This is a genomic window from Pseudoalteromonas peptidolytica (assembly GCF_012641745.1).
Taxonomy (GTDB): Bacteria; Pseudomonadota; Gammaproteobacteria; order Enterobacterales; family Alteromonadaceae; genus Pseudoalteromonas; species Pseudoalteromonas peptidolytica.
This window is the reverse complement of sequence record NZ_WEHZ01000030.1, coordinates 25,867-44,638: the sequence shown is the minus strand read 5'-3', so window position 1 is coordinate 44,638 and position 18,772 is coordinate 25,867. Positions and strand designations below refer to the sequence as shown.

General features: G+C 44.7%; 20 protein-coding genes. 11 read left to right on the top strand and 9 right to left on the bottom strand.

What is annotated here, in order from left to right; translation table 11 throughout:
* Positions 1 to 94: 94 nt before the first annotated feature.
* The 3 genes from F9Y84_RS21990 to cyaY are packed head-to-tail and all read right to left on the bottom strand — an operon-like array spanning position 95 to position 1,965.
* On the bottom strand, positions 95 to 943 hold the full coding sequence (locus F9Y84_RS21990) for a DUF2914 domain-containing protein (protein WP_176033716.1): 849 nt from the start codon (positions 941 to 943) through the stop codon (positions 95 to 97).
* Positions 944 to 988: 45 nt separating this feature from the next.
* Positions 989 to 1,645 (bottom strand): alpha/beta hydrolase, encoded by a 657-nt coding sequence (locus tag F9Y84_RS17240; protein WP_147389217.1) that lies wholly within the window; start codon positions 1,643 to 1,645, stop codon positions 989 to 991.
* Complete coding sequence (cyaY, locus tag F9Y84_RS17235) at positions 1,645 to 1,965, bottom strand: iron donor protein CyaY (RefSeq protein WP_147389218.1); 321 nt, start codon at positions 1,963 to 1,965, stop codon at positions 1,645 to 1,647. The genes F9Y84_RS17240 and cyaY overlap by 1 nt, the downstream gene beginning before the upstream one ends.
* Before the next feature lie 155 nt (positions 1,966 to 2,120).
* Here cyaY and lptM point away from each other — a divergent pair, with 155 nt between their 5' ends.
* The 7 genes from lptM to F9Y84_RS17200 all read left to right on the top strand — a co-directional run bounded on the left by lptM (position 2,121) and on the right by F9Y84_RS17200 (position 8,349).
* Complete coding sequence (lptM, locus tag F9Y84_RS17230; protein WP_128731199.1) at positions 2,121 to 2,297, top strand: LPS translocon maturation chaperone LptM; 177 nt, start codon at positions 2,121 to 2,123, stop codon at positions 2,295 to 2,297.
* A 1-nt stretch (position 2,298) separates the two neighbouring features.
* Positions 2,299 to 3,552 carry a diaminopimelate decarboxylase gene (gene lysA, locus F9Y84_RS17225; protein WP_147389219.1) on the top strand — a complete coding sequence of 418 codons (1,254 nt, stop codon included), beginning with the start codon at positions 2,299 to 2,301 and terminating at the stop codon, positions 3,550 to 3,552.
* Positions 3,553 to 3,679: 127 nt separating this feature from the next.
* Positions 3,680 to 4,510 (top strand): diaminopimelate epimerase, encoded by an 831-nt coding sequence (dapF, locus tag F9Y84_RS17220; protein WP_125253616.1) that lies wholly within the window; start codon positions 3,680 to 3,682, stop codon positions 4,508 to 4,510.
* Positions 4,507 to 5,130, top strand: a complete 624-nt coding sequence (locus F9Y84_RS17215; protein WP_147389220.1) for a DUF484 family protein — start codon at positions 4,507 to 4,509, stop codon at positions 5,128 to 5,130. The genes dapF and F9Y84_RS17215 overlap by 4 nt, the downstream gene beginning before the upstream one ends.
* The gene (gene xerC / locus F9Y84_RS17210; RefSeq protein WP_147389221.1) at positions 5,127 to 6,050 is read left to right on the top strand and encodes a tyrosine recombinase XerC; all 924 of its coding nucleotides are present in this window, start codon (positions 5,127 to 5,129) and stop codon (positions 6,048 to 6,050) included. The genes F9Y84_RS17215 and xerC overlap by 4 nt, the downstream gene beginning before the upstream one ends.
* A 2-nt stretch (positions 6,051 to 6,052) precedes the next feature.
* Positions 6,053 to 6,754: an HAD-IA family hydrolase gene (locus F9Y84_RS17205; RefSeq protein ID WP_128731195.1), complete on the top strand. Its 702-nt coding sequence runs from the start codon at positions 6,053 to 6,055 to the stop codon at positions 6,752 to 6,754.
* Between the two features lie 83 nt (positions 6,755 to 6,837).
* On the top strand, positions 6,838 to 8,349 hold the full coding sequence (locus F9Y84_RS17200) for a peptide MFS transporter (RefSeq protein WP_147389222.1): 1,512 nt from the start codon (positions 6,838 to 6,840) through the stop codon (positions 8,347 to 8,349).
* Positions 8,350 to 8,382: 33 nt separating this feature from the next.
* Here F9Y84_RS17200 and F9Y84_RS17195 read toward each other — a convergent pair whose 3' ends face one another.
* On the bottom strand, positions 8,383 to 9,717 hold the full coding sequence (locus F9Y84_RS17195) for a hypothetical protein (protein ID WP_147389223.1): 1,335 nt from the start codon (positions 9,715 to 9,717) through the stop codon (positions 8,383 to 8,385).
* 115 nt (positions 9,718 to 9,832) lie between these two features.
* Between F9Y84_RS17195 and F9Y84_RS17190 the strand changes: the two genes are divergently transcribed.
* Positions 9,833 to 10,714, top strand: a complete 882-nt coding sequence (locus tag F9Y84_RS17190) for a dTDP-4-dehydrorhamnose reductase family protein (protein WP_147389224.1) — start codon at positions 9,833 to 9,835, stop codon at positions 10,712 to 10,714.
* Between the two features lie 19 nt (positions 10,715 to 10,733).
* Here the strand turns inward: F9Y84_RS17190 and F9Y84_RS17185 are convergent, their stop codons facing one another.
* Positions 10,734 to 11,039 carry a DUF6482 family protein gene (locus F9Y84_RS17185; RefSeq protein ID WP_128731192.1) on the bottom strand — a complete coding sequence of 102 codons (306 nt, stop codon included), beginning with the start codon at positions 11,037 to 11,039 and terminating at the stop codon, positions 10,734 to 10,736.
* A gap of 77 nt (positions 11,040 to 11,116) precedes the next feature.
* Between F9Y84_RS17185 and F9Y84_RS17180 the strand changes: the two genes are divergently transcribed.
* Complete coding sequence (locus tag F9Y84_RS17180; RefSeq protein WP_125253638.1) at positions 11,117 to 11,827, top strand: pseudouridine synthase; 711 nt, start codon at positions 11,117 to 11,119, stop codon at positions 11,825 to 11,827.
* Here the strand turns inward: F9Y84_RS17180 and F9Y84_RS17175 are convergent.
* Positions 11,805 to 12,191: an MAPEG family protein gene (locus F9Y84_RS17175; RefSeq protein ID WP_147389225.1), complete on the bottom strand. Its 387-nt coding sequence runs from the start codon at positions 12,189 to 12,191 to the stop codon at positions 11,805 to 11,807. The genes F9Y84_RS17180 and F9Y84_RS17175 overlap by 23 nt on opposite strands.
* Before the next feature lie 317 nt (positions 12,192 to 12,508).
* On the opposite strand from F9Y84_RS17175, the gene F9Y84_RS17170 reads away from it, so the two are divergent.
* Entirely contained in the window at positions 12,509 to 13,378 is an 870-nt protein-coding gene (locus F9Y84_RS17170; RefSeq protein ID WP_147389226.1) for a DMT family transporter, read from the top strand.
* On the opposite strand, the gene F9Y84_RS17165 is transcribed toward F9Y84_RS17170, so the two are convergent.
* Positions 13,365 to 13,679: a DMT family transporter gene (locus tag F9Y84_RS17165; RefSeq protein WP_128731190.1), complete on the bottom strand. Its 315-nt coding sequence runs from the start codon at positions 13,677 to 13,679 to the stop codon at positions 13,365 to 13,367. The genes F9Y84_RS17170 and F9Y84_RS17165 overlap by 14 nt on opposite strands.
* A 2-nt stretch (positions 13,680 to 13,681) precedes the next feature.
* Positions 13,682 to 15,208 carry a carbon-nitrogen hydrolase family protein gene (locus F9Y84_RS17160; protein ID WP_147389227.1) on the bottom strand — a complete coding sequence of 509 codons (1,527 nt, stop codon included), beginning with the start codon at positions 15,206 to 15,208 and terminating at the stop codon, positions 13,682 to 13,684.
* Positions 15,209 to 15,365: 157 nt separating this feature from the next.
* Between F9Y84_RS17160 and F9Y84_RS17155 the strand changes: the two genes are divergently transcribed.
* Entirely contained in the window at positions 15,366 to 16,424 is a 1,059-nt protein-coding gene (locus F9Y84_RS17155; protein ID WP_147389228.1) for a GGDEF domain-containing protein, read from the top strand.
* Positions 16,425 to 16,469: 45 nt separating this feature from the next.
* Here the strand turns inward: F9Y84_RS17155 and F9Y84_RS17150 are convergent, their stop codons facing one another.
* A complete protein-coding gene (locus F9Y84_RS17150) occupies positions 16,470 to 18,755 on the bottom strand; it encodes a penicillin acylase family protein (RefSeq protein WP_147389229.1) in 2,286 nt (761 codons plus the stop codon).
* Positions 18,756 to 18,772 lie beyond the last annotated feature (17 nt).

Here is an 18,772-nt window from a genome sequence, read left to right as displayed (position 1 = left end):
TTGCGTTAGTACAGCAACTCAAAGCGTCGCTGTATATTCTTATATTTGGTAACTTGGCCGCACAAATGAACGGCCTCAGCATGAGTGGGTCAGATCATTGCTGTGTATTATCAACGATGCGAAATGACTTCTGTGCTAATAACTGTCCAGCATTCGTTACTACTTCAACTCGCCAGTCGCCAGTTTGACTCGGCATAATATTTTTACTCGAGTAGGTTCGATAACGCATCGCTTCAATAGGTAGTTCAACTTCAGCCATTAATTCATCTTGATGAAACCACAAGTGCGATACAAGCTCCCCCTTGAGAGCATGTACTTCAGTGAAAAAGTAAAGTTTCTCTTTGATTTGCGCTGCGGAGATAATGTCTTTGAGTACATTAGTCGGCTCGCGATTATCAACCATCGTGGTTAACACCGCTCGACTAATAAATTGTGTATCAATCTTTGCTCCCAGCGCTACGCTTGCTACCTGCGCATCTGGGTTAAATCGCTTTATCTGCCCTGTTTCTGTTTCTGTTTCTGTTTCTGTTTCTGTTTCTGTTTCTGTTTCTGTTTCTGTTTCTGTTTCTGTTTCTGTTTCTCCAACAGGTTGCTGCACCACTTCATTCAATGCAAGATCTGAAGCGGTATTCGTGGTAAGCACAGCTGTAACAGGCGATTCATTGTCAGCTGTTCCTTGCGCTACACTAGGTAGAGCCTCACTCGTGTCTAACGCTACAGCCATATCATCAGCGCTGTCGATATCAATCGTGGCGGCGACAACTTGGCCATCATCTTCGTCAGCATTCACACTGTTGACGACACCGTAGACACCCGCAGTTGCAATGCCAGCAAATGCCACCGTTGCCATAAAAATGCGCTTCCAGTGCCATTGATAGGTCACCGCTGAGGGCTTTGAAGGCTGCTTACTCACCGACGTTTTTATGACAATTTTTTGTGACATTGCTTTGCTCCTGTATCTGTCACCTGCATGTGATACTAAGTGATATTAATCACTCAGTCTTTCAATAAGCCAAGCACGAATGGCTTTTAATTCTTCAAGACAAACCTGATGCTCCATGGGATAGTCTTGCCAGCTTACCTCATAACCTTGCTGCTTTAATGTATTAAAGGCTTGTTCACCAGCAAACACTGGAACCACTGGATCTGCACTACCGTGTGCCATAAAAATCGCAAGTTCAGTTTGCTTCGCTTCTGCACTCAGTTTTTCAGGCACACACATATAAGTAGATAGTGCCATGACACCAGCTAGTTTTACAGCCAAACGCGGTGCAAGATGAAGCGCAATCACGCCACCTTGAGAAAACCCAGCAAGAATAATACGGTTAGCTGGAATACCTTTATCTAACTGTGCCTGAATTAACGCTTCAACCTGAGCTGAAGAGTCTCGCACACCTTGCTCATCCGCTCTTTTATCCAGATCAAATGATTTAATATCATACCAAGCACGCATGACCATACCACCATTTATGGTGACCGGCTGCTCTGGTGCATGTGGAAAAATAAATTGTACGCCTAATTCACCTGGTAAGTTTAGCTCAGGTGCAATCGGTAAGAAGCCATTACCTGAGTCGCCCAAGCCATGTAACCAAATGATGCTCGCTTTATGCTCTCCCACGGCGGGGTGTTCTACAAACTCCAACATCAATCGTGCTGCCACTCTATAGGGGTGTTTGCTTGCTTCGTGGCTGCGTCGCTCATAAATTGCCAAAACTCAGCACCGGAGCGATTATCAATCCACTGATCACCACTCAATTCAAAGTGATGACCATTAAACTTAGTCGCCACCCATACTTGGTGCAATGGTGCTTGTTTGTTGATAACAATTTTGCTCTTGTCAGGGAAAATAATCTCTAGAATTCCCGCTGCTGATTCGTAATCTAAATCAGCGTCACAATCATCGATCTGCTCTTCAATAGTCAACATTAGCGCATCGGCTAACTCATGATATTCACTTTCTGTCATCGTGATTTCCTCTTACTGACGCACTACGGCATGGTGCCTAAGCTTAACTCGCTATTTGAGCAATTTGATGAAGACGAAATTTCAATAGCGAAAAGCTGCTTTTTTTATCAATTCTGTTACTCTGCGATTATAAAGGCACTGACACGAATTATCTAATGAAAGCGACACCTTATAAATTTAGCGTAACGGCACTTGTTTTTACTACTTTAATCGGATTATCGGGTTGCGGTCAAAGCGGTCCGCTTTATTTGCCTGAGCAACAGGCTAAAAAATCAAACCAATCGAAAGTAGAACAAGCAAACCAGCCTGCAGCAGAACAACAGGAGCGTTAAAATGGATTATTTCAATTACCGAGATGGTAAGTTATTTGCAGAGGATGTCTCGATTAGCGATATAGCCAAGCAATATGGTACTCCCTGTTATGTCTATTCGAAAAAAACCCTCGTTAGGCATTATCACGCTTTTACGGATGCCGCAGCCGGTCATCCCCACTTAGTGTGCTATGCAGTAAAAGCAAACTCCAATATTGCCGTCTTGAATGTCTTAGCTCAGCTTGGTTCTGGTTTTGATATTGTGTCAAAGGGTGAACTTGCTCGTGTACTTAAAGCCGGTGGAGATCCACAAAAAGTCGTCTTTTCTGGTGTCGCAAAAACAGAAGATGAAATCGCGTTTGCGCTTGATACTGGTATAAAGTGTTTTAATGTTGAATCGATTGCAGAGCTTCACCGGATCAGTGAAGTAGCGACTAGGCTAGATAAAATCGCGCCTGTTTCATTGCGCGTAAACCCGGATATTGACGCGAAGACTCACCCTTACATTTCGACGGGCTTGAAAGAAAATAAGTTTGGTATTGATATCAAGGCTGCATTTGATGTGTACCAGCTCGCCTATGCCCTACCTGGCTTAAAAGTAGTTGGGATCGACTTCCACATCGGGTCTCAGTTAGTTGAGGTTAATCCATTTTTAGCCGCTTTAGATAAAGTGCTTGCGCTAATCACACAGCTGGAAAAAGCGGGGATTTACTTACATCACTTGGATATTGGTGGCGGCCTTGGTGTACCATATGATGGTGAAAAACCACCGCACCCGAGTGCATACGCTGCAGAAATTAAAGCCAGACTGGAGCAATTTACTGATCTAGAACTTATTTTTGAACCCGGTCGTGCCATCGCGGCAAATGCGGGGGTTCTAGTCACTAAAGTCGAATTTATTAAGCCAACTGCACACAAGCACTTTGCAATTGTTGATGCCGGCATGAACGATATGCTGCGCCCGTCGCTATATCAAGCTTGGCAAAATATTGTGCCAGTCACGCCGCGAGACGATGTAGAGTCGATAAATTATGACGTGGTTGGCCCTGTATGCGAAACAGGTGACTTTTTAGGTAAAGACCGAGTACTAAAACTAAAAGCAGGTGATCTATTAGCACAACGCAGTGCTGGTGCCTATGGCTTTACCATGAGCTCAAATTATAACTCTCGCCCTCGTTGTGCAGAAGTTATGGTGGATAACGACCAGCATCACTTAATTCGCCAAAGAGAACCACTAGAGTCTCTGTGGCAATATGAACAACTACTGCCACAATAACCCAACTTAGTACATAACCTAGGGGGCAGCATAAAGCTTTACATTAAGCCGCTTCCCTAGTCGATGTATCCATGGCAAAGTATTAGCAAAGTGAGGACATGGTTTTATACCAAAAGATAACCACTCTATGTTTATAAACTTTTCAAAAATGCACGGTTTAGGCAATGACTTTGTGGTGATAGATAATGTCACTCAAAATGTATTCTTGTCTCGAGACCAAATAAAAAAGCTTGCAGATCGCCATTTTGGCATTGGCTTTGACCAGTTATTAATGGTCGAGGCGCCTTACTCTCCCGACTTGGACTTTCATTATCGTATTTTTAATGCTGACGGTAATGAAGTTGAACAATGCGGTAATGGTGCCCGTTGCTTTGCCCGTTTCGTACGGATGAAGGGACTCACCAATAAGCACAAGGTGAATGTATCCACCAAAGGGGGCAATATTACTCTGTACATCGAGAAAGACGGTCAAGTGACAGTCAATATGGGCAAGCCAAATTCGAATCCACAAGCCATTCCGTTTCGTGCAAATAAGCAAGAAAACACCTATATTTTAAGAGCTGATGAACATACCGTGTTCTGTAGTGCCGTATCGATGGGCAACCCACATGGTGTAATCATTGTGGACAGTATTGACACCGCAGATGTTCACACGCTTGGTCCTTTACTAGAACACCATGAACGATTTCCACAAAAAGCCAACATCGGCTTTATGGAAGTCGTATCTAGAGAGTATATAAAGTTACGGGTGTGGGAACGCGGTGCGGGTGAAACCTTGGCATGTGGCACTGGCGCTTGCGCTGCTGTAGTTACCGGTATTATGCAAGGAAAGCTGGATGAAACGGTTAGGGTTGACCTACCTGGCGGCAGCTTGCAGGTGCGCTGGGCAGGTCAAGGCCAAGTGGTGAAAATGACCGGACCGGCGGAACACGTTTTTGATGGACAAATAGCGATATGACCCAAAAAGAAAGCGAGGTGACAGAGCAACACGTTGTAGAATACCTACGCGCGCACCCTGACTTTTTATTGCGCCATCCCTATCTTATGTTGGAGTTGAAATTACACCACCAACAGCAAGGATTACCTGACCTTTCCTTGCATCAACAGCGCCTGTTGCGACAGGAAGTCGACACGCTAAAACAGCAGATCCGCGACATGATTGAACATGCAACGGCCAATGAGCTGATCTTCAAGCAGCTTACGCAATGCCAGCTGGCCATCATGCGCTGTACGGAGCTAAACGCGATTAATGACACATTGGCACAACGCTTTGATGCCTACAGCGACATTCAATGTAAGCTTATCAGTATTGACGACTCAGTGTCTGAATTGGTTACAGCGAAGCTAACCAGCAGTAACTGCTATCTCGGTCGTATCAGCCAGCAATTTGCAGCACAACTATTTAGCGACTTTGAGGTTGGCTCCGTTGCACTATATCGCATTTCGGCATCGGAACAAGGGAACTACATTCTCGCGTTTGCTAGCCGCTCAGCTGAACACTTCTCACCACAGCATGATAATATGTTGATCGCAGCATTTATCCAAACGTTAACGCTAAAACTCGAAGCGCTGGCATGACCCAAACGCCGCTAACCGATGAATGGGTAGAGCCAATCACCGCCTTTATGGCACACCTTCGCCATGAAAAGCACTACTCTGAGCACACCTTGAACCAGTATCGGACGCAACTCACTCAAGCAGCCTTATATTTTTGCCAGTACGCCAGTGCTTGGCAACAAGTTAGTGGCGAACAGATCCGTCGCTACAGCATGAAACTGCGAAGCCAAAATTACAACCCCAGAACCATCAACCTCAAACTCAGCTGTATCCGCAGTTTATACAAGTTTCTAAAACTAAAATCGCAATCAAAGCAAGCTGTCGTAAACCCGGCACAAGGGATCCGAGGCCCTAAATTTCAAAAGCCATTACCAAAAAATCTTGATGTCGACCAAATGGGACAATTATTAGAAATTCCATCCGATGATGCTTTAGCTGTTCGTGATAAAGCCATGATGGAATTAATGTACTCCAGTGGGTTACGGCTTAGCGAGTTAGTTGGTGCAAACCTATTGGATGTGAAAGATGGCGAGATCCGAGTGTTAGGTAAAGGTGGTAAAACCCGTATTGTTCCCGTTGGGGGCAAAGCGCTCAACGCATTAGACGACTGGCTGAATATCCGTTCACAGTATGCTCCGCCAGAAGAGCCCGCGCTTTTTGTCAGCAAATTAAAGCGCCGGATAAGTCCACGGCATGTGCGCGCAAGGATGAAAGAATGGGGGCTGAAGCAAGGGATAAGTACACCTATTCATCCACATAAACTGCGACACTCTTTTGCCACCCATTTACTTGAGTCTAGTGGCGACTTGCGAGCAGTCCAAGAAATGCTTGGTCACGCTAGTTTGTCAGCCACGCAGGTCTATACCCATTTAGATTTTCAACATCTAGCAAAAGTGTATGATAGTGCTCACCCTAGAGCGAAAAAACAAAAAGACGAGTAATCATGCGATTTAATAAGCCTATTTCAACTATCCGCGCGATTAGTTTTGATTTAGACGACACGCTATACGATAACCGCCCAATTATTATTGCTGCGGTTCAAGCAATGACCGATCACCTCAACGCTATCCCAAAATGGCGTGCCAAAGGGGAAACATTTTGGTTACAGTGTCGTGATCAAGCGCTCAAACAAGACCGGACGCTGGCGGAAAACGCCACTCGATGGCGTCAAGCTGCTCTCCATCTCGGTTTCACCATACTGGGATATGAACATGATGCAGCAACAGATGCTACTCAACGTGCTTACCAAGCGTTTGCAGATGCCCGTAGCAATATCGTCGTCAGCGACTCCGTTATCGACTTACTCACACAATTACGTCGTAAGTTTCATATTATCGCCATCACAAACGGTAATGTAGAGGTAGAGAAATTTAACCTAAGGAATAGCTTTGACTTAGTGCTTCGCGCTGGCATTGATGGTCGTGCTAAACCTCACCCTGAACTTTATCACCTTGCTTGTCAGCATTTTAATATTACACCAGAACAGTTACTCCATGTAGGTGATAGCCTAGATACGGACGTCCAAGGTGCACATCGCGCAGGTGCATCAAGCGTCTGGCTGCGCAATAACTTTACTCAATACCGCTATCAAGGATTAGCAAATATAGAAATAGATAACATACAGATGTTAAAAAACATGATGTAATGTTTCTCTACTGTGGTTGCATTCAGTGCTCGAATAACGTACTAATATTGACTTCCAAAAAACGATAATAATGGAAGTAAATTATGTCATCACAGGACACCACAAGTGATGTGGGCTTTTTTGGCCATCCCAAAGGCCTACTCACTCTTTTTCTCACTGAGATGTGGGAGCGCATGAGTTACTATGGCATGCGCGCCATGCTCGTTCTTTTTATGACCGCCACCTTACAACAAGAAGGACTTGGTTTTACAGTTGCATCAGCTGCTGCAATTTATGGTCTCTATACCGGCTCGGTCTATTTTTTAGGGTTACCTGGAGGCTGGATAGCTGACCGCTTGCTCGGTGGCCAACGTGCCGTTTGGTATGGCGGTATTATCATTATGATCGGCCATATTATTCTTGCCATACCCAGCCAATTTTCTTTTTTTGTCGGGCTCATTTTTGTTGCCTGTGGGACTGGGTTATTAAAGCCCAACATCAGCGCAATGGTTGGCCAACTTTATAGTGATGAAGACAATCGTCGAGATAGTGGCTATGCCATTTACTATATGGGTATCAACTTAGGCTCTGTGATTGGCTATATGGTCTGTGGCTATTTTATGGAAAATATCGGATGGCATTGGGCGTTTGGCGCTGCGGCTGTGGGTATGGCTATTGGCCTTATCACCTACCGCTTAACAGGTCGTCACATTGCAACTGTTGGCCATGTTCCAACTAACCCTATGTCAGCCAGCCAAAGTACTAAAGCTTGGAGCGCAATCGCCCTTGCCGTTGCGACTGTTGCTGCTGTGACAATTGCCACCTTTACCGGTGTACTGATCATCGACCCCGTTATACTGGCAAAATATGTCGCTATCGCCTTTACGATCACCTTTTTCTTGTACTATGGCTACATTTACTTTGCTGGTAACTTAGATGACAATGAAAAGCGCCGTATGTGGGCATTATTTTTGGTTTGCGTAGCCTCAACGTGCTTTTGGTCTGGCTTTGAACAAGCAGGTTCATCGCTGAACTTATTCGCCCGAGATTATACAGACCGCCTGATCGGCAGCTTCAGTATTCCTACAGCTTGGTTTCAGTCAACTAACGCTTTTTTCATCATTATCTTATCACCGTTTTTTGCCGCCCTTTGGATTAACTTAGCTAAGCGTATGGTAACGCCGACCTACAGTATTAAATGTGCAATCGGATTACTTATTATGGCAAGTGGCTTTATTGTCATGTTTTTCGCTTCTCAATATGCTGCACAGGGCTTGAAAGTAGCACCTATGTGGCTGATCACAACTTATTTTCTTCATACGGTTGGCGAGCTATGTCTAAGCCCGGTTGCACTTAGTGCAGTCAGTAAGTTATCTCCAAAGCGCTTTGCTGGACAGATGATGGGGGTATTCGTACTAACTTACTCTATTGGAAATATTTTCTCAGGTCTACTAGCAGGCAGCTTCGACCCTAATAATATCGCTGATCTTCCAAACCTCTATCTGCAAATTGCACTATTCACAATCGGTATTGGTGTTTTTGTAGGTGTGCTTGGATTAAAAACCAAGCATTGGGAGAAACAATCAGAAAAGCCGCTCACTGAGCAAACGGCTTAACCGCCATGATGTAAGTGTAGGGGCGTCATGCTCCTACATCTTCTCAAATTCAGCTGAAACCAACTGCCCTTCGTATGCCTTAAAGTGACCCACCCACTTGGGTGCAGCCACCTCTATGGTGTCATAAAAACGCTCAACTTTACCTAGTTTTGACGCCGCACTTTGTGGATCAAGATAACTAATACCATAAAACTGCCATGGTAATAGCACCTGAGATATTGATGCCAAACCAATCAAGTTGGCATTACGCAAAGACCATGCTTCTTGTAGTTTTACTGAGGTTACTTTACCTAACTTGTTCAACTCCATAAGCTGATGGCACCCCGTATACAATATTGTTTTGTGTTCAACATCTTGCCATTGAATAAGATGAGATTGCTGCTGCTCGATAAACAAGTCTATATCTGTTTTACCTTGATAACAGGGTGGCGTAGTCGGCTCATCAATGTGAAAGCGGCCTATCGTTAACTCAGACAACTTAGTGTTTGGAGTTTTGGTATATCTCCCCTCTTGAAAGAAAGCGACATGAGCATAGCGTGCAGTTAGCGCAGAGACATGATGTTGGCTTAAAGGTCGATTGATAATAGCAAGAGACTCATCTTCGACTTGCACCTTGGCATCAATATCGTGGATATTAATTAAGTTTGCCAATGCTACGGGCAATAAGGTAAACGCATATTGATAACCTACCAGCTTGTCGTGTTCAAACAAGAATGCGTGGTTACGGCCAATCGTGGCTAGTTTTTGGTGACTGTTAACCGGCCATACGAGTGTAAAACGCCCTATTTGCTGCTCTGCGGCAGTAAAGGTGTCACCCAAAGCTATCCCAAATACCTCTGTGGGTGTAATTGCGGTATCTTTAACTTGGGTCACCTTTTGCTCAGCACGCTTGGCGTTAAGATCAATTGTAATTTGAGATGAAACTGTGTGTGTCTTTTTGGAAAAAGCGGTCGCGGTAATCATTTCATAATTATCAGCCGTGATGGCTGTTTTTGTGCGGCATGCTGTCACAGGATAAGCAAATATGCGCCCTGATACAGCGACAAGTTTTCCATTATCTTTTAACCTCTCTTTTAGCACTACTTTGTCTATGATTAGGTCGCGACCTTGCTCTTCAGATTTCTCGATCAGCGCCTCAAATAGTGACCGTTTTACTCCATCTAGCAAGTCAGTGGCGACTGTTTCTATTTGCTCTCTACGGGGTTCTTTTCCCATTAACGTTGTGATTGAATCAAAGTGCTGCCGAAAAACATTGATAACCGTTGCACTCTCGTTAATGTCACAGTCACTGCCTTTCATCCATATTTGTGCAGCAGGTACGTGTGAGGAGAATATGACTAGGCTTGCCAACAAAACTTTTTTATTCATTTTTTTCCTTGTTCTTTGTCCTGACATTAACTTAACGCAAACCAATATGAACCTGTAGTTTTTATTGCGATTTTGCTACTGTACAAACTCTTTTTTCATAAAGGATAGCATCATCATGTCGACTGTTATGATCACAGGTGCAACAGGTTTACTTGGTCGCGCACTGTGCCAAAAAATAAGCCACCACCACACAGTTATTGGGTGTGGTTTTAGCCGTGCAGTGGCCCCGTTACACCAATTAGACTTAGGAGATCAAACAGCGGTGCTAAGCTTTTTAGACACACACCAGCCTGACTACTTGATCCACGCCGCTGCCGAAAGAAGACCCGAGTACTGTGAGCGTGACCACCAAGGGACGTTGGCACTCAATGTGGCTGCAACAGAGTTTCTAGCTAAAACATGCCGCCAACGGGGGATCCGCTTTTTCTTTATCAGTACCGATTATGTTTTTGACGGTACATCCCCCCCATACCTTGAGTCAGACCCAACGCACCCGATTAATTTTTATGGTGAAACAAAGCAAGCTGCAGAACGAGCAATTATAGCGGACAGTGAGTTACATACCATTGTTAGGGTGCCGGTGTTATATGGAGAAGTGACGACATTGGAAGAGTCTGCGGTCACGATTATCGCCCAGCAGCTACTTGATTCCCCAAGTGCTAGCCATGACCACTGGGCTATCCGTTATCCAACACATGTCGATGATATTGCATTAACGCTCAATGATATTATCGCCAACCCAGACGTGACAGGAATCATCCATATTAGTGGCAATCAAGCATTCACTAAATACGAGATGGCGACGATCATGGCGCAAATACTAGATGTGCCAAGCTATCTTGTGACTTCACAAGCGACACCGAGTGGTGACGCCAAGCGGCCAAAAAACTGTGCGCTCAAAGACACTAGGTTGTTACAGTATGGGATCAATCACCAGCGTGACTTTGCAACGGCTGTTGCAGACGTACTGTCTACTCATATGCTTCGTTGTCAATGAGGCATAACCTGACGGTGGGCTAAAATAGCCCATTTCGACCGAAGGGAACTTCCAAGGTGTTATCGCTAGCCGAGACGGGATGCCCTATCATTTCATCGTAGGCACTTTGATGCCTTATCACCATTTCCACGTAGCTAATATCAGACAGACGTTTTTGAATTTGCAGTGGGTTATGTGCTTTTAAAAACTCACCATTTTCCTCTTTGACATAATATTCTACGTTGTTTACAACTACACTCACCTGATAAAGCGCCAAATCTATCGAATGAACAATGACTTTTTGTAGTGGTTGATGGTGTTTTAGTTTTGAAAATAATATCGCCATGCTCAGCAAAGAGATCCAAATTTACAAGTAGATACATTACAATACGCATGGTACTCAATAACAGTTCAATTCAGTTTATGTCCTACCCAATGCGTTTAGCAAAATATCTCGGCCATTGTGGTGTCTGCTCACGGCGACAGGCTTCGCGTCTAATTGATAGTCAACGCGTGATGGTCAATGGTCGGCTAGCCAATCATATCGACCACATCACACCTGAAGACCATATCACTGTCGATAATATTGCTGTTGCTAAGCCCGAACCTAGACGACTATTTGCGTATTACAAACCGGTAGGTATTGACTGTAAAGTAAAGCCACACGACCCGCACAGTATTTATCATGTTTTACCTCAGTCCTGTCGTGTTTACCCAATTGGCCGACTAGATAAAGATAGCCGAGGGCTATTACTACTTACCAATGATGGTGAGCTATGCCAACGCCTGATCCATCCGGATCAGCATCAGGAAAAGGAATATGAAGTACAAGTCGACAAGCCTATTGATGCTGCATTTTGCGCCAAAATGGCAGCAGGCATACCAATCAAAGGGCAAGTCACCTTACCGTGTGTGGTAGAGCAAATTGCCCCCGATCGATTTAAGATTATTTTGCGCCAAGGCCTCAATCGGCAAATAAGAAAAATGGCGCATTATTGTGGCTACCACGTTATTGATTTGCATCGCGTCCGGATTGCAGCACTACAATTGACACAATTACAGATTGATAGTGGTGAAATAAAAGAAATTGCAGCTGACTTCTTTGCCCAAACTACAACCCACACACAACAATGATTGCAACAGCACATCCCATACCAAGTGCCCATACAATAGAGCGAAGTACATCGATATTCAGCCAGTAAAACACACAATACAGCGCCCGAGCCATAACATGCCCGATGGCTAACCACTCAATCAAAGGAGTATAAGTTTGGGTGCCAAATGCAACCGCCATGGCCACTGCAAAAACGGCTAATGACTCAAAACAATTTTGATGTGCCGCAAGCGCTCTGGCACCAAGCCCAGTTAATCTTTTTTGTTGCTCTCGAGGGTGTTTATTGTCGTAACCACCTTCTTTATTCATTGCAACTGCGACTGGAATTTTGGCAAAGTAAGGTAATAAGATGGCAAGAATTGCACAGATAATTAAGATGTTCAAAAGATACTCCTTCAACTATTAATATCGCGACTCTCAGTAGAGCAGAATAGTTAAAAAAAGAAAAGCCATAAGCTAGAACAACGGTTCTTACCTATGGCCAAATCTCGTAGCATCGATATTAATCTTAGCTCGATTTTTCAGATTTAAAATGTGGCAAATTGTCGCAGCGCTATTTTGTCGTCAGACTGCACAGTAAAATTGGGCTAGCCCATTGATAGTAAAATAAATTATTTTCACTATTATTATAATTCATTTATGCTTAATTGAGTCTTTATTGTATGCTGAGCTGCATCATCGACTGTTAGAGCTCAAGTATAATGTGGATCGTATTCACGCTGTTAGCCGCTTTCTCGCAAGCTTGGCGAAATGCTTTTCAAAGCCAGTTGAGCGCCAGTGCCTCAACGGCCAGTGTTACCCTCGCGCGATTTATTCTTGCAAGTCCCCTAGCCCTGTTATATTTGTGGCTACTCTACCAATTCAACCCAGTAGCACCGCTTGCCATTTCCACACATTTTCTCTTTTATGTCTTTGGTGCCAGCGTCATGCAAATTTTAGCAACGGGATTGATGGTCGTGCTTTTCAAGCAAAATAACTATGCCATCGGTGCTGGACTGGCAAAAAGCGAAGCGTTGGTTGCAGCTATGTTAGGTGTGCTGTTTTTTGGTTCTAGCTTAACTTTACTCGGGTGGTTTGGCGTTTTTATTGGCGCGATTGCTGTGATGCTACTCAGTGGCTTTAGTTTACGCACTGTAGAATGTAAAACCGCACTTATCGGGCTTGCTTGCGGTACTTGCTTTGCGCTTACTTCATTGTGGGTACGTGAGGCTAGTATAGCCACCGGTTTACCTTTTCCTCATAGTGCAGCTTTGGTGTTACTGCTGGTGTTATTATGCCAAACACTGATGTTGAGTATTTATATGACACTGCGAGAGCCTCAGTCATGGTTGATACTTTGGCGGCACCGAAAGCTGACCACTGCAATTAGCGTCAGTAGCTGTATTGGTTCTATTGGTTGGTTTAGCGCCATGAGCCTTGAGCATGTTGCTTATGTAAAAACACTCGGCCAAGTAGAGGTCTTTTTTACATTACTTATCTCTGTTTTGTGGCTCAAGGCACCGATAAAAAAGCGTGATTCAGCGGGACTGGTGCTGATCGCCATCGCCGCTGTTTTGGTTATGCTAACTTAAGTACCACGACGCCACTGATAATCAGCAACACACCCAAATAACGCATAAAGGTACTGGGATCTCCGTAAAAGGCGATCCCGACCAAAAATGTCCCCGCAGCACCAATGCCTGTCCAAACAGCATAAGACGTGCCAAGCGGGATCTGTTTTTGTGCCATCCATAACATCCATCCACTGAGCGCCATAAAGCCGACAGCGATACAAATTCCTAGCCATCTCGTCTCTGCTTGCTGCGCCATTTTCAAACCAACCGGCCAGCCTATCTCAAATAAGCCAGCCATAATTAAGTAAATCCATGCCATCGTTACTGCGCTTTCAACTCCACCGAATATAGATCTTTTCTGCGATCTCGTAAGTTACGCACAGTTCCTTCACTATGCAATATTTTGAGCTTATCTAAATCCAAATCACTGAATAGCAGCATCTCGGTATTGGGAGTGGCTTCGTTAAGCGCAGCATCGTGTGGAAAAGCAAAATCTGATGGTGTGAGTACTGCCGATTGCGCATACTGTACATCTAAACTCTCCACTTGTGGTAAGTTACCAACACTCCCCGCGATTACCACATAACATTCATTTTCTATTGCTCGAGCTTGCGCACAATGCCTAACGCGCAGGTAACTGTTTTTGGTATCTGTCCAAAATGGCACAAACAAGATGTCTAAACCCTTCTCAGCCATAATGCGAGAAAGCTCTGGAAACTCGACGTCATAACAAACCTGGATCCCGACACGACCGGCATCGGTATCAAACACCTCTATTTTATCACCACCCTTTATCACCCAATCATAGTCTTCATGTGGGGTGATATGAATTTTACGTTGCTCATCGACCTTACCCGAGCGGTGGCAAAGATAACTGACGTTGTAAAGCTTATCGCCTTCGAGCAATGGCATTGAGCCGGTGATAATATTGGCATTATATTCGATTGCCATTTGCGACATTGCTTCACGAAAACGCTCGGTATAAGTGGCTAAAGCACGAATAGCTTCAGTTTGATTTTTGTATTGGCCAAGTCCCATCAGGGGGGCATTAAAAAACTCTGGGAAAAGGATAAAATCACTTTGGTAATCTGACACCGTATCAACAAAGTACTCCACTTGCTGCATCAACTCCTCTACCGACTCCACACGACGCATTTGCCACTGCACCGCACCAACTCTCACAATGGTTTTTTTGCTCTCAATAACTGTATCTGTCGGCTCAAACAATATGTTGTTCCACTCTAATAACGTCGCGTAACCTTCTGAATCTTGATCTTCCGGCAAATATTGCTTGAGTAGACGTTTGACTTGAAAGTCGTTAGCCAGCTGAAAGCTCAAAATAGGATCATGAAGTTCTTTGTGATCTACTTTATTGATATATTCCATCGGCGACATGCTGCGGCGATATTGCTTGTATAATGGGATTCGACCACCAGCGAGGATCGCCCGCAAGTTATACTGACGACACAGCTCTTTTCGGGCATCGTACAACCGGCGTCCTAACCGCAGCCCGCGATGACTCTTGGCGATAACGACATCTAGACCGTATAAGGCATCTGCATTACTATCACTAAAAATTCGACTATGTGCATCCACAATATCCTCGTAAGTATGTGGATTCGAGAATGTTTGATAATCGACTTGCACACTCAGCGCGATACCAACAATTCGCTCACCATCCTTCACGCCAATTTGACCTTCAGGGAATTGGTCAATTAACCTGAATATAGTGTGGCTTGGCCACGCACCACCAAGATCAGGGTAGGCTTCGTCCATTAACTCCTTTACTTGATCATAATCGGACTTTTCTAGGTTACATAGCGTGATCCGCGCTTTTTCTATAGACATGTCGACTCCAAAGCTTAGGTTACCTTCTTGTTTCTATTCAATCCTAGTTAACCGTACTCGATACTAAGTAGATTAATCTGAGCTTAGAAGAAATAAGCAGCAAATCAAAACTAACCTTCTATACTTGTTTTATTGTGTATAACTCAAGAGTTTAGGTTTGACTAAACATCACCCTTACAGCAGGCCGGATCAAGTCGAGGCACTGAAATTTGCCTTGTTGCGTCGTGTCGCACTGTATTGCATGTGGCTGCACGTCATGCTTATCGGGGTATTTTGGCACCTACAAGTTGAGACGCTTGCTGTTGTCAATATTGGTAGTGTCACCATGTGGTATATCGGTATTAAGCTTATTGATAACAATAAGCCATCTCTCGCACTGCGTGTATTCTGCTTAGAGGTCGCATTGCACGCCATTTTAGTATGCGCCTACTTAGGAATGTCTCTTGGATTCCAATATTACTTGTGGACTGTTTCTTGTTTGATGCTGTTGGACTATCAGCTTAAGCTCAAACACGCAGTTATATACTCTGTCGTGCTTATCACACTTTTCGCCACGCTAAAATTGCTATTTGACGATGTCACCTACCACTACCGATACCAAGAGTTGGTGCCGTATGTGCATTTTGCCAATGTACTGATATGTGGTATCCCGATGATTTATACTATTAGTCATATTCGTAAAATGACTCTGCAGCAACGCGATGAGCTAGCAGAGTTAGCAGCACGTGATCCACTTACCAAGATGTTTAACCGCCGCTATGCTAAAGAGCTTATCACTCACGCGAAAGAAAGCTGTATATCGACGCATTCACCATTGTGTTTGGTGATGGCCGACATTGACCACTTCAAAAAAATTAACGATACCTTTGGTCATGGAAAAGGAGACAAAATTTTAAAGGCCGTCGCAAAGACAATACAATCACATATGCTTCCAGCGGATATTGCTGTGAGGTGGGGTGGTGAGGAGTTTTTGATTGTACTGGCGCCTTGCTCTGGCGATGAAGCAATACGACGCATCGAGCAATTACGCCAAGCCATCGCAAGCATCGAGTTTGAAAATAACATAATCAAAATCACCATGAGTTTTGGTATCACCAGCTGGGATCACAGCGAGTCTTTTGAGCAGGCCATTCATCGTGCAGATGCTGTACTTTACCGTAGTAAAGAATTAGGGCGCAACTGCATTACGACTGCGCCCTCAATGTCTACCATTTAAAAGTGCTAACCTCATATCACCTTACTGAGCATGGCTAAAATACGGTTATTGTGGTGAAATACGTATCTCGTGCATCAAAGATTGCGGTAATAAAGGCGTGTTATTTCCAGCGCTATACTCAGCAAAACCTGAACGATAAAAAGGCGAGAGAGGGTGCCCACTTTGCCCACCAGCCACCGTTAAAATCGCGTTTTTCAGGTGTCCGGGCTGTGCGATAAAACGCTGTGAGGCACCAAAGGCTGAACCTTGTACAGCTGGCATAAACGTATCACCAAATGCCGGTACGGTCGGCATATCCAATAACCCACTAAGCACGGGGATCTGCTTCGAAAATGGGTGCTGCACCTGAAGTGCATTCACCTCCCCCCAACGCCACGCCGCCATATTGCTACCATAAGCATCTCGCAGCCTTTGTTTTGCCAACTCATAGGCAGCAAGCTGCAAATCTTGCCAAGAGTCATATTGACCAAGCCAATCATCTGGCTGATGCCTTAACAACTGCCATAGCCCAGGCTCTAGGTAGCGCTTCACCGGCTTTAATGAAAGTTGTTCTTGCTGCAGTACAGCTTCTACAGGTGCGTACAAGGTGTCAATTAGTGCACTACGGTAATACTTAACTAGCGTATATCCAACAGAGTCAGCACAAGCACAAGCTTGCCATGCGTCGAGCTTTGCTAAGTCCTGCTGGTATTGTGATGCCGCATAGTGACGTAACAAAGCAACAAGTGACTCATGCCATGGTGCTAAAAATAAAGCTTGATTGTCCAATTGCAATTGATAAAAGTCGTTTTCAGTGAATGCTTGTTTTGCCACTAGGCCATCACGGATCTGCACCGCTCGTGCACCTAAAGCATAACCACCGTCACCAAAGCGCTGATCGTCCTTTACCGAGACAACTCTTGAGTTAGCTGTCCACAATTTACCATTCGGTGGATTTTTCATGACTGGGCGGCTCATTTCGTTATCTTGCCATGTTTGCTCATATGAACGCATTGCAGCAGCAGTGTCATGTGTTACTTTTCTCGCAGGCACCGCCCCCATTAATGTCCATGCGGCATCGCCTTGATTATCTACAACCATCAAATTCTGCACTGGAATACCAACCCTTGCTGCATGAGTAGCCGCCGCCGCTGCATCCGCCAATAGCTCCATTCCCACTAATTCCAAGTTAACGGCATAAGGCTGATGTGCAACCCAGCTAAGTGCATACTTGTCATCACCGATTTGCTTCACAGGACCAAAGGCACTCATTTCTAATTGATAAATATGCTCACTACCATCGGGTAGTTTAATGACTTCAGAAATAAACTGGGTTTTAGTATCGGCAGCTAACGCCACCCAATCAGCCGTATCGACATAGCTATTAGTGAACCCCCAAGCAATACTATTATTACTACCAACAACTATCGCAGGCGCACCCGGTAAAGAAACTCCGGTTACCTGCACAGCCTGCCCTTGATGTTGATAGTTTAATTGTGCACGGTACCAGATTGAAGGAACATTCAGGCCCAAGTGCATATCGTCAGAGAGCATAGCAGCGCCAGTTTTCGTTAACGCGCCCGTCACTGCCCAGTTGTTACTACCATACAACGGCTGATCTGCGATTGCGCTGGGAAGGTAAGTGGTCAGCGGTTGCGGTAACGTTGGAATAGTCGCAGCTGCTGAGTCTATTACGCTGTTATCTAATGCGGCTTGATATCGACTTGGCTGTAGAATAAAGTCAAGCATCTCGTGGCCAAATTTTTGCTCTAATACGATGAGCGCTTCGTCACGTTCATAGGTGCCTGCTTGCAAATCTAAGTACATACCAAAGATAGTCAGCAGGCTATCTTCAGGTCGCCAAGCTTTTGGTTCGGTGCCTAGTAACAGGTATTCAAAGCTGGTAAAACCCGACTGTATACGGCCATCATTCACACCTTGAGTATACCTAGTTAGGATTTGCTTATGTGACTGCGGTAAAGACATTACGATTTGTCTTGCAAGCTTTCTGAACTGATGAAAACGCATCTTTTCATCGCGCTTGATTGCCGCAGCACCAAACAATTCGCTAAGCTCACCTGCGGCATTGCGCCTTAATAAATCCATCTGAAAATAACGATCCTGTCCATGCGCAAAACCAAGTCCATATGCAGCATCAGCTCGAGAGCTCGCAGATACGACAGCTTGGCCTAACGCATCTCGAGCCAACACCACTGGTGCATCTATCCCCGTAGCACTCCCCTTTCCATCTAGCGCAGGAAGGCTTAGCGCCAAAGCACCATAAATACCTGCCGTTCCTATTAACAACAATAAGAACACAACCATGGTAAATCGTTTAATCCAAGTAAACATGAATATCCTTAATTTTT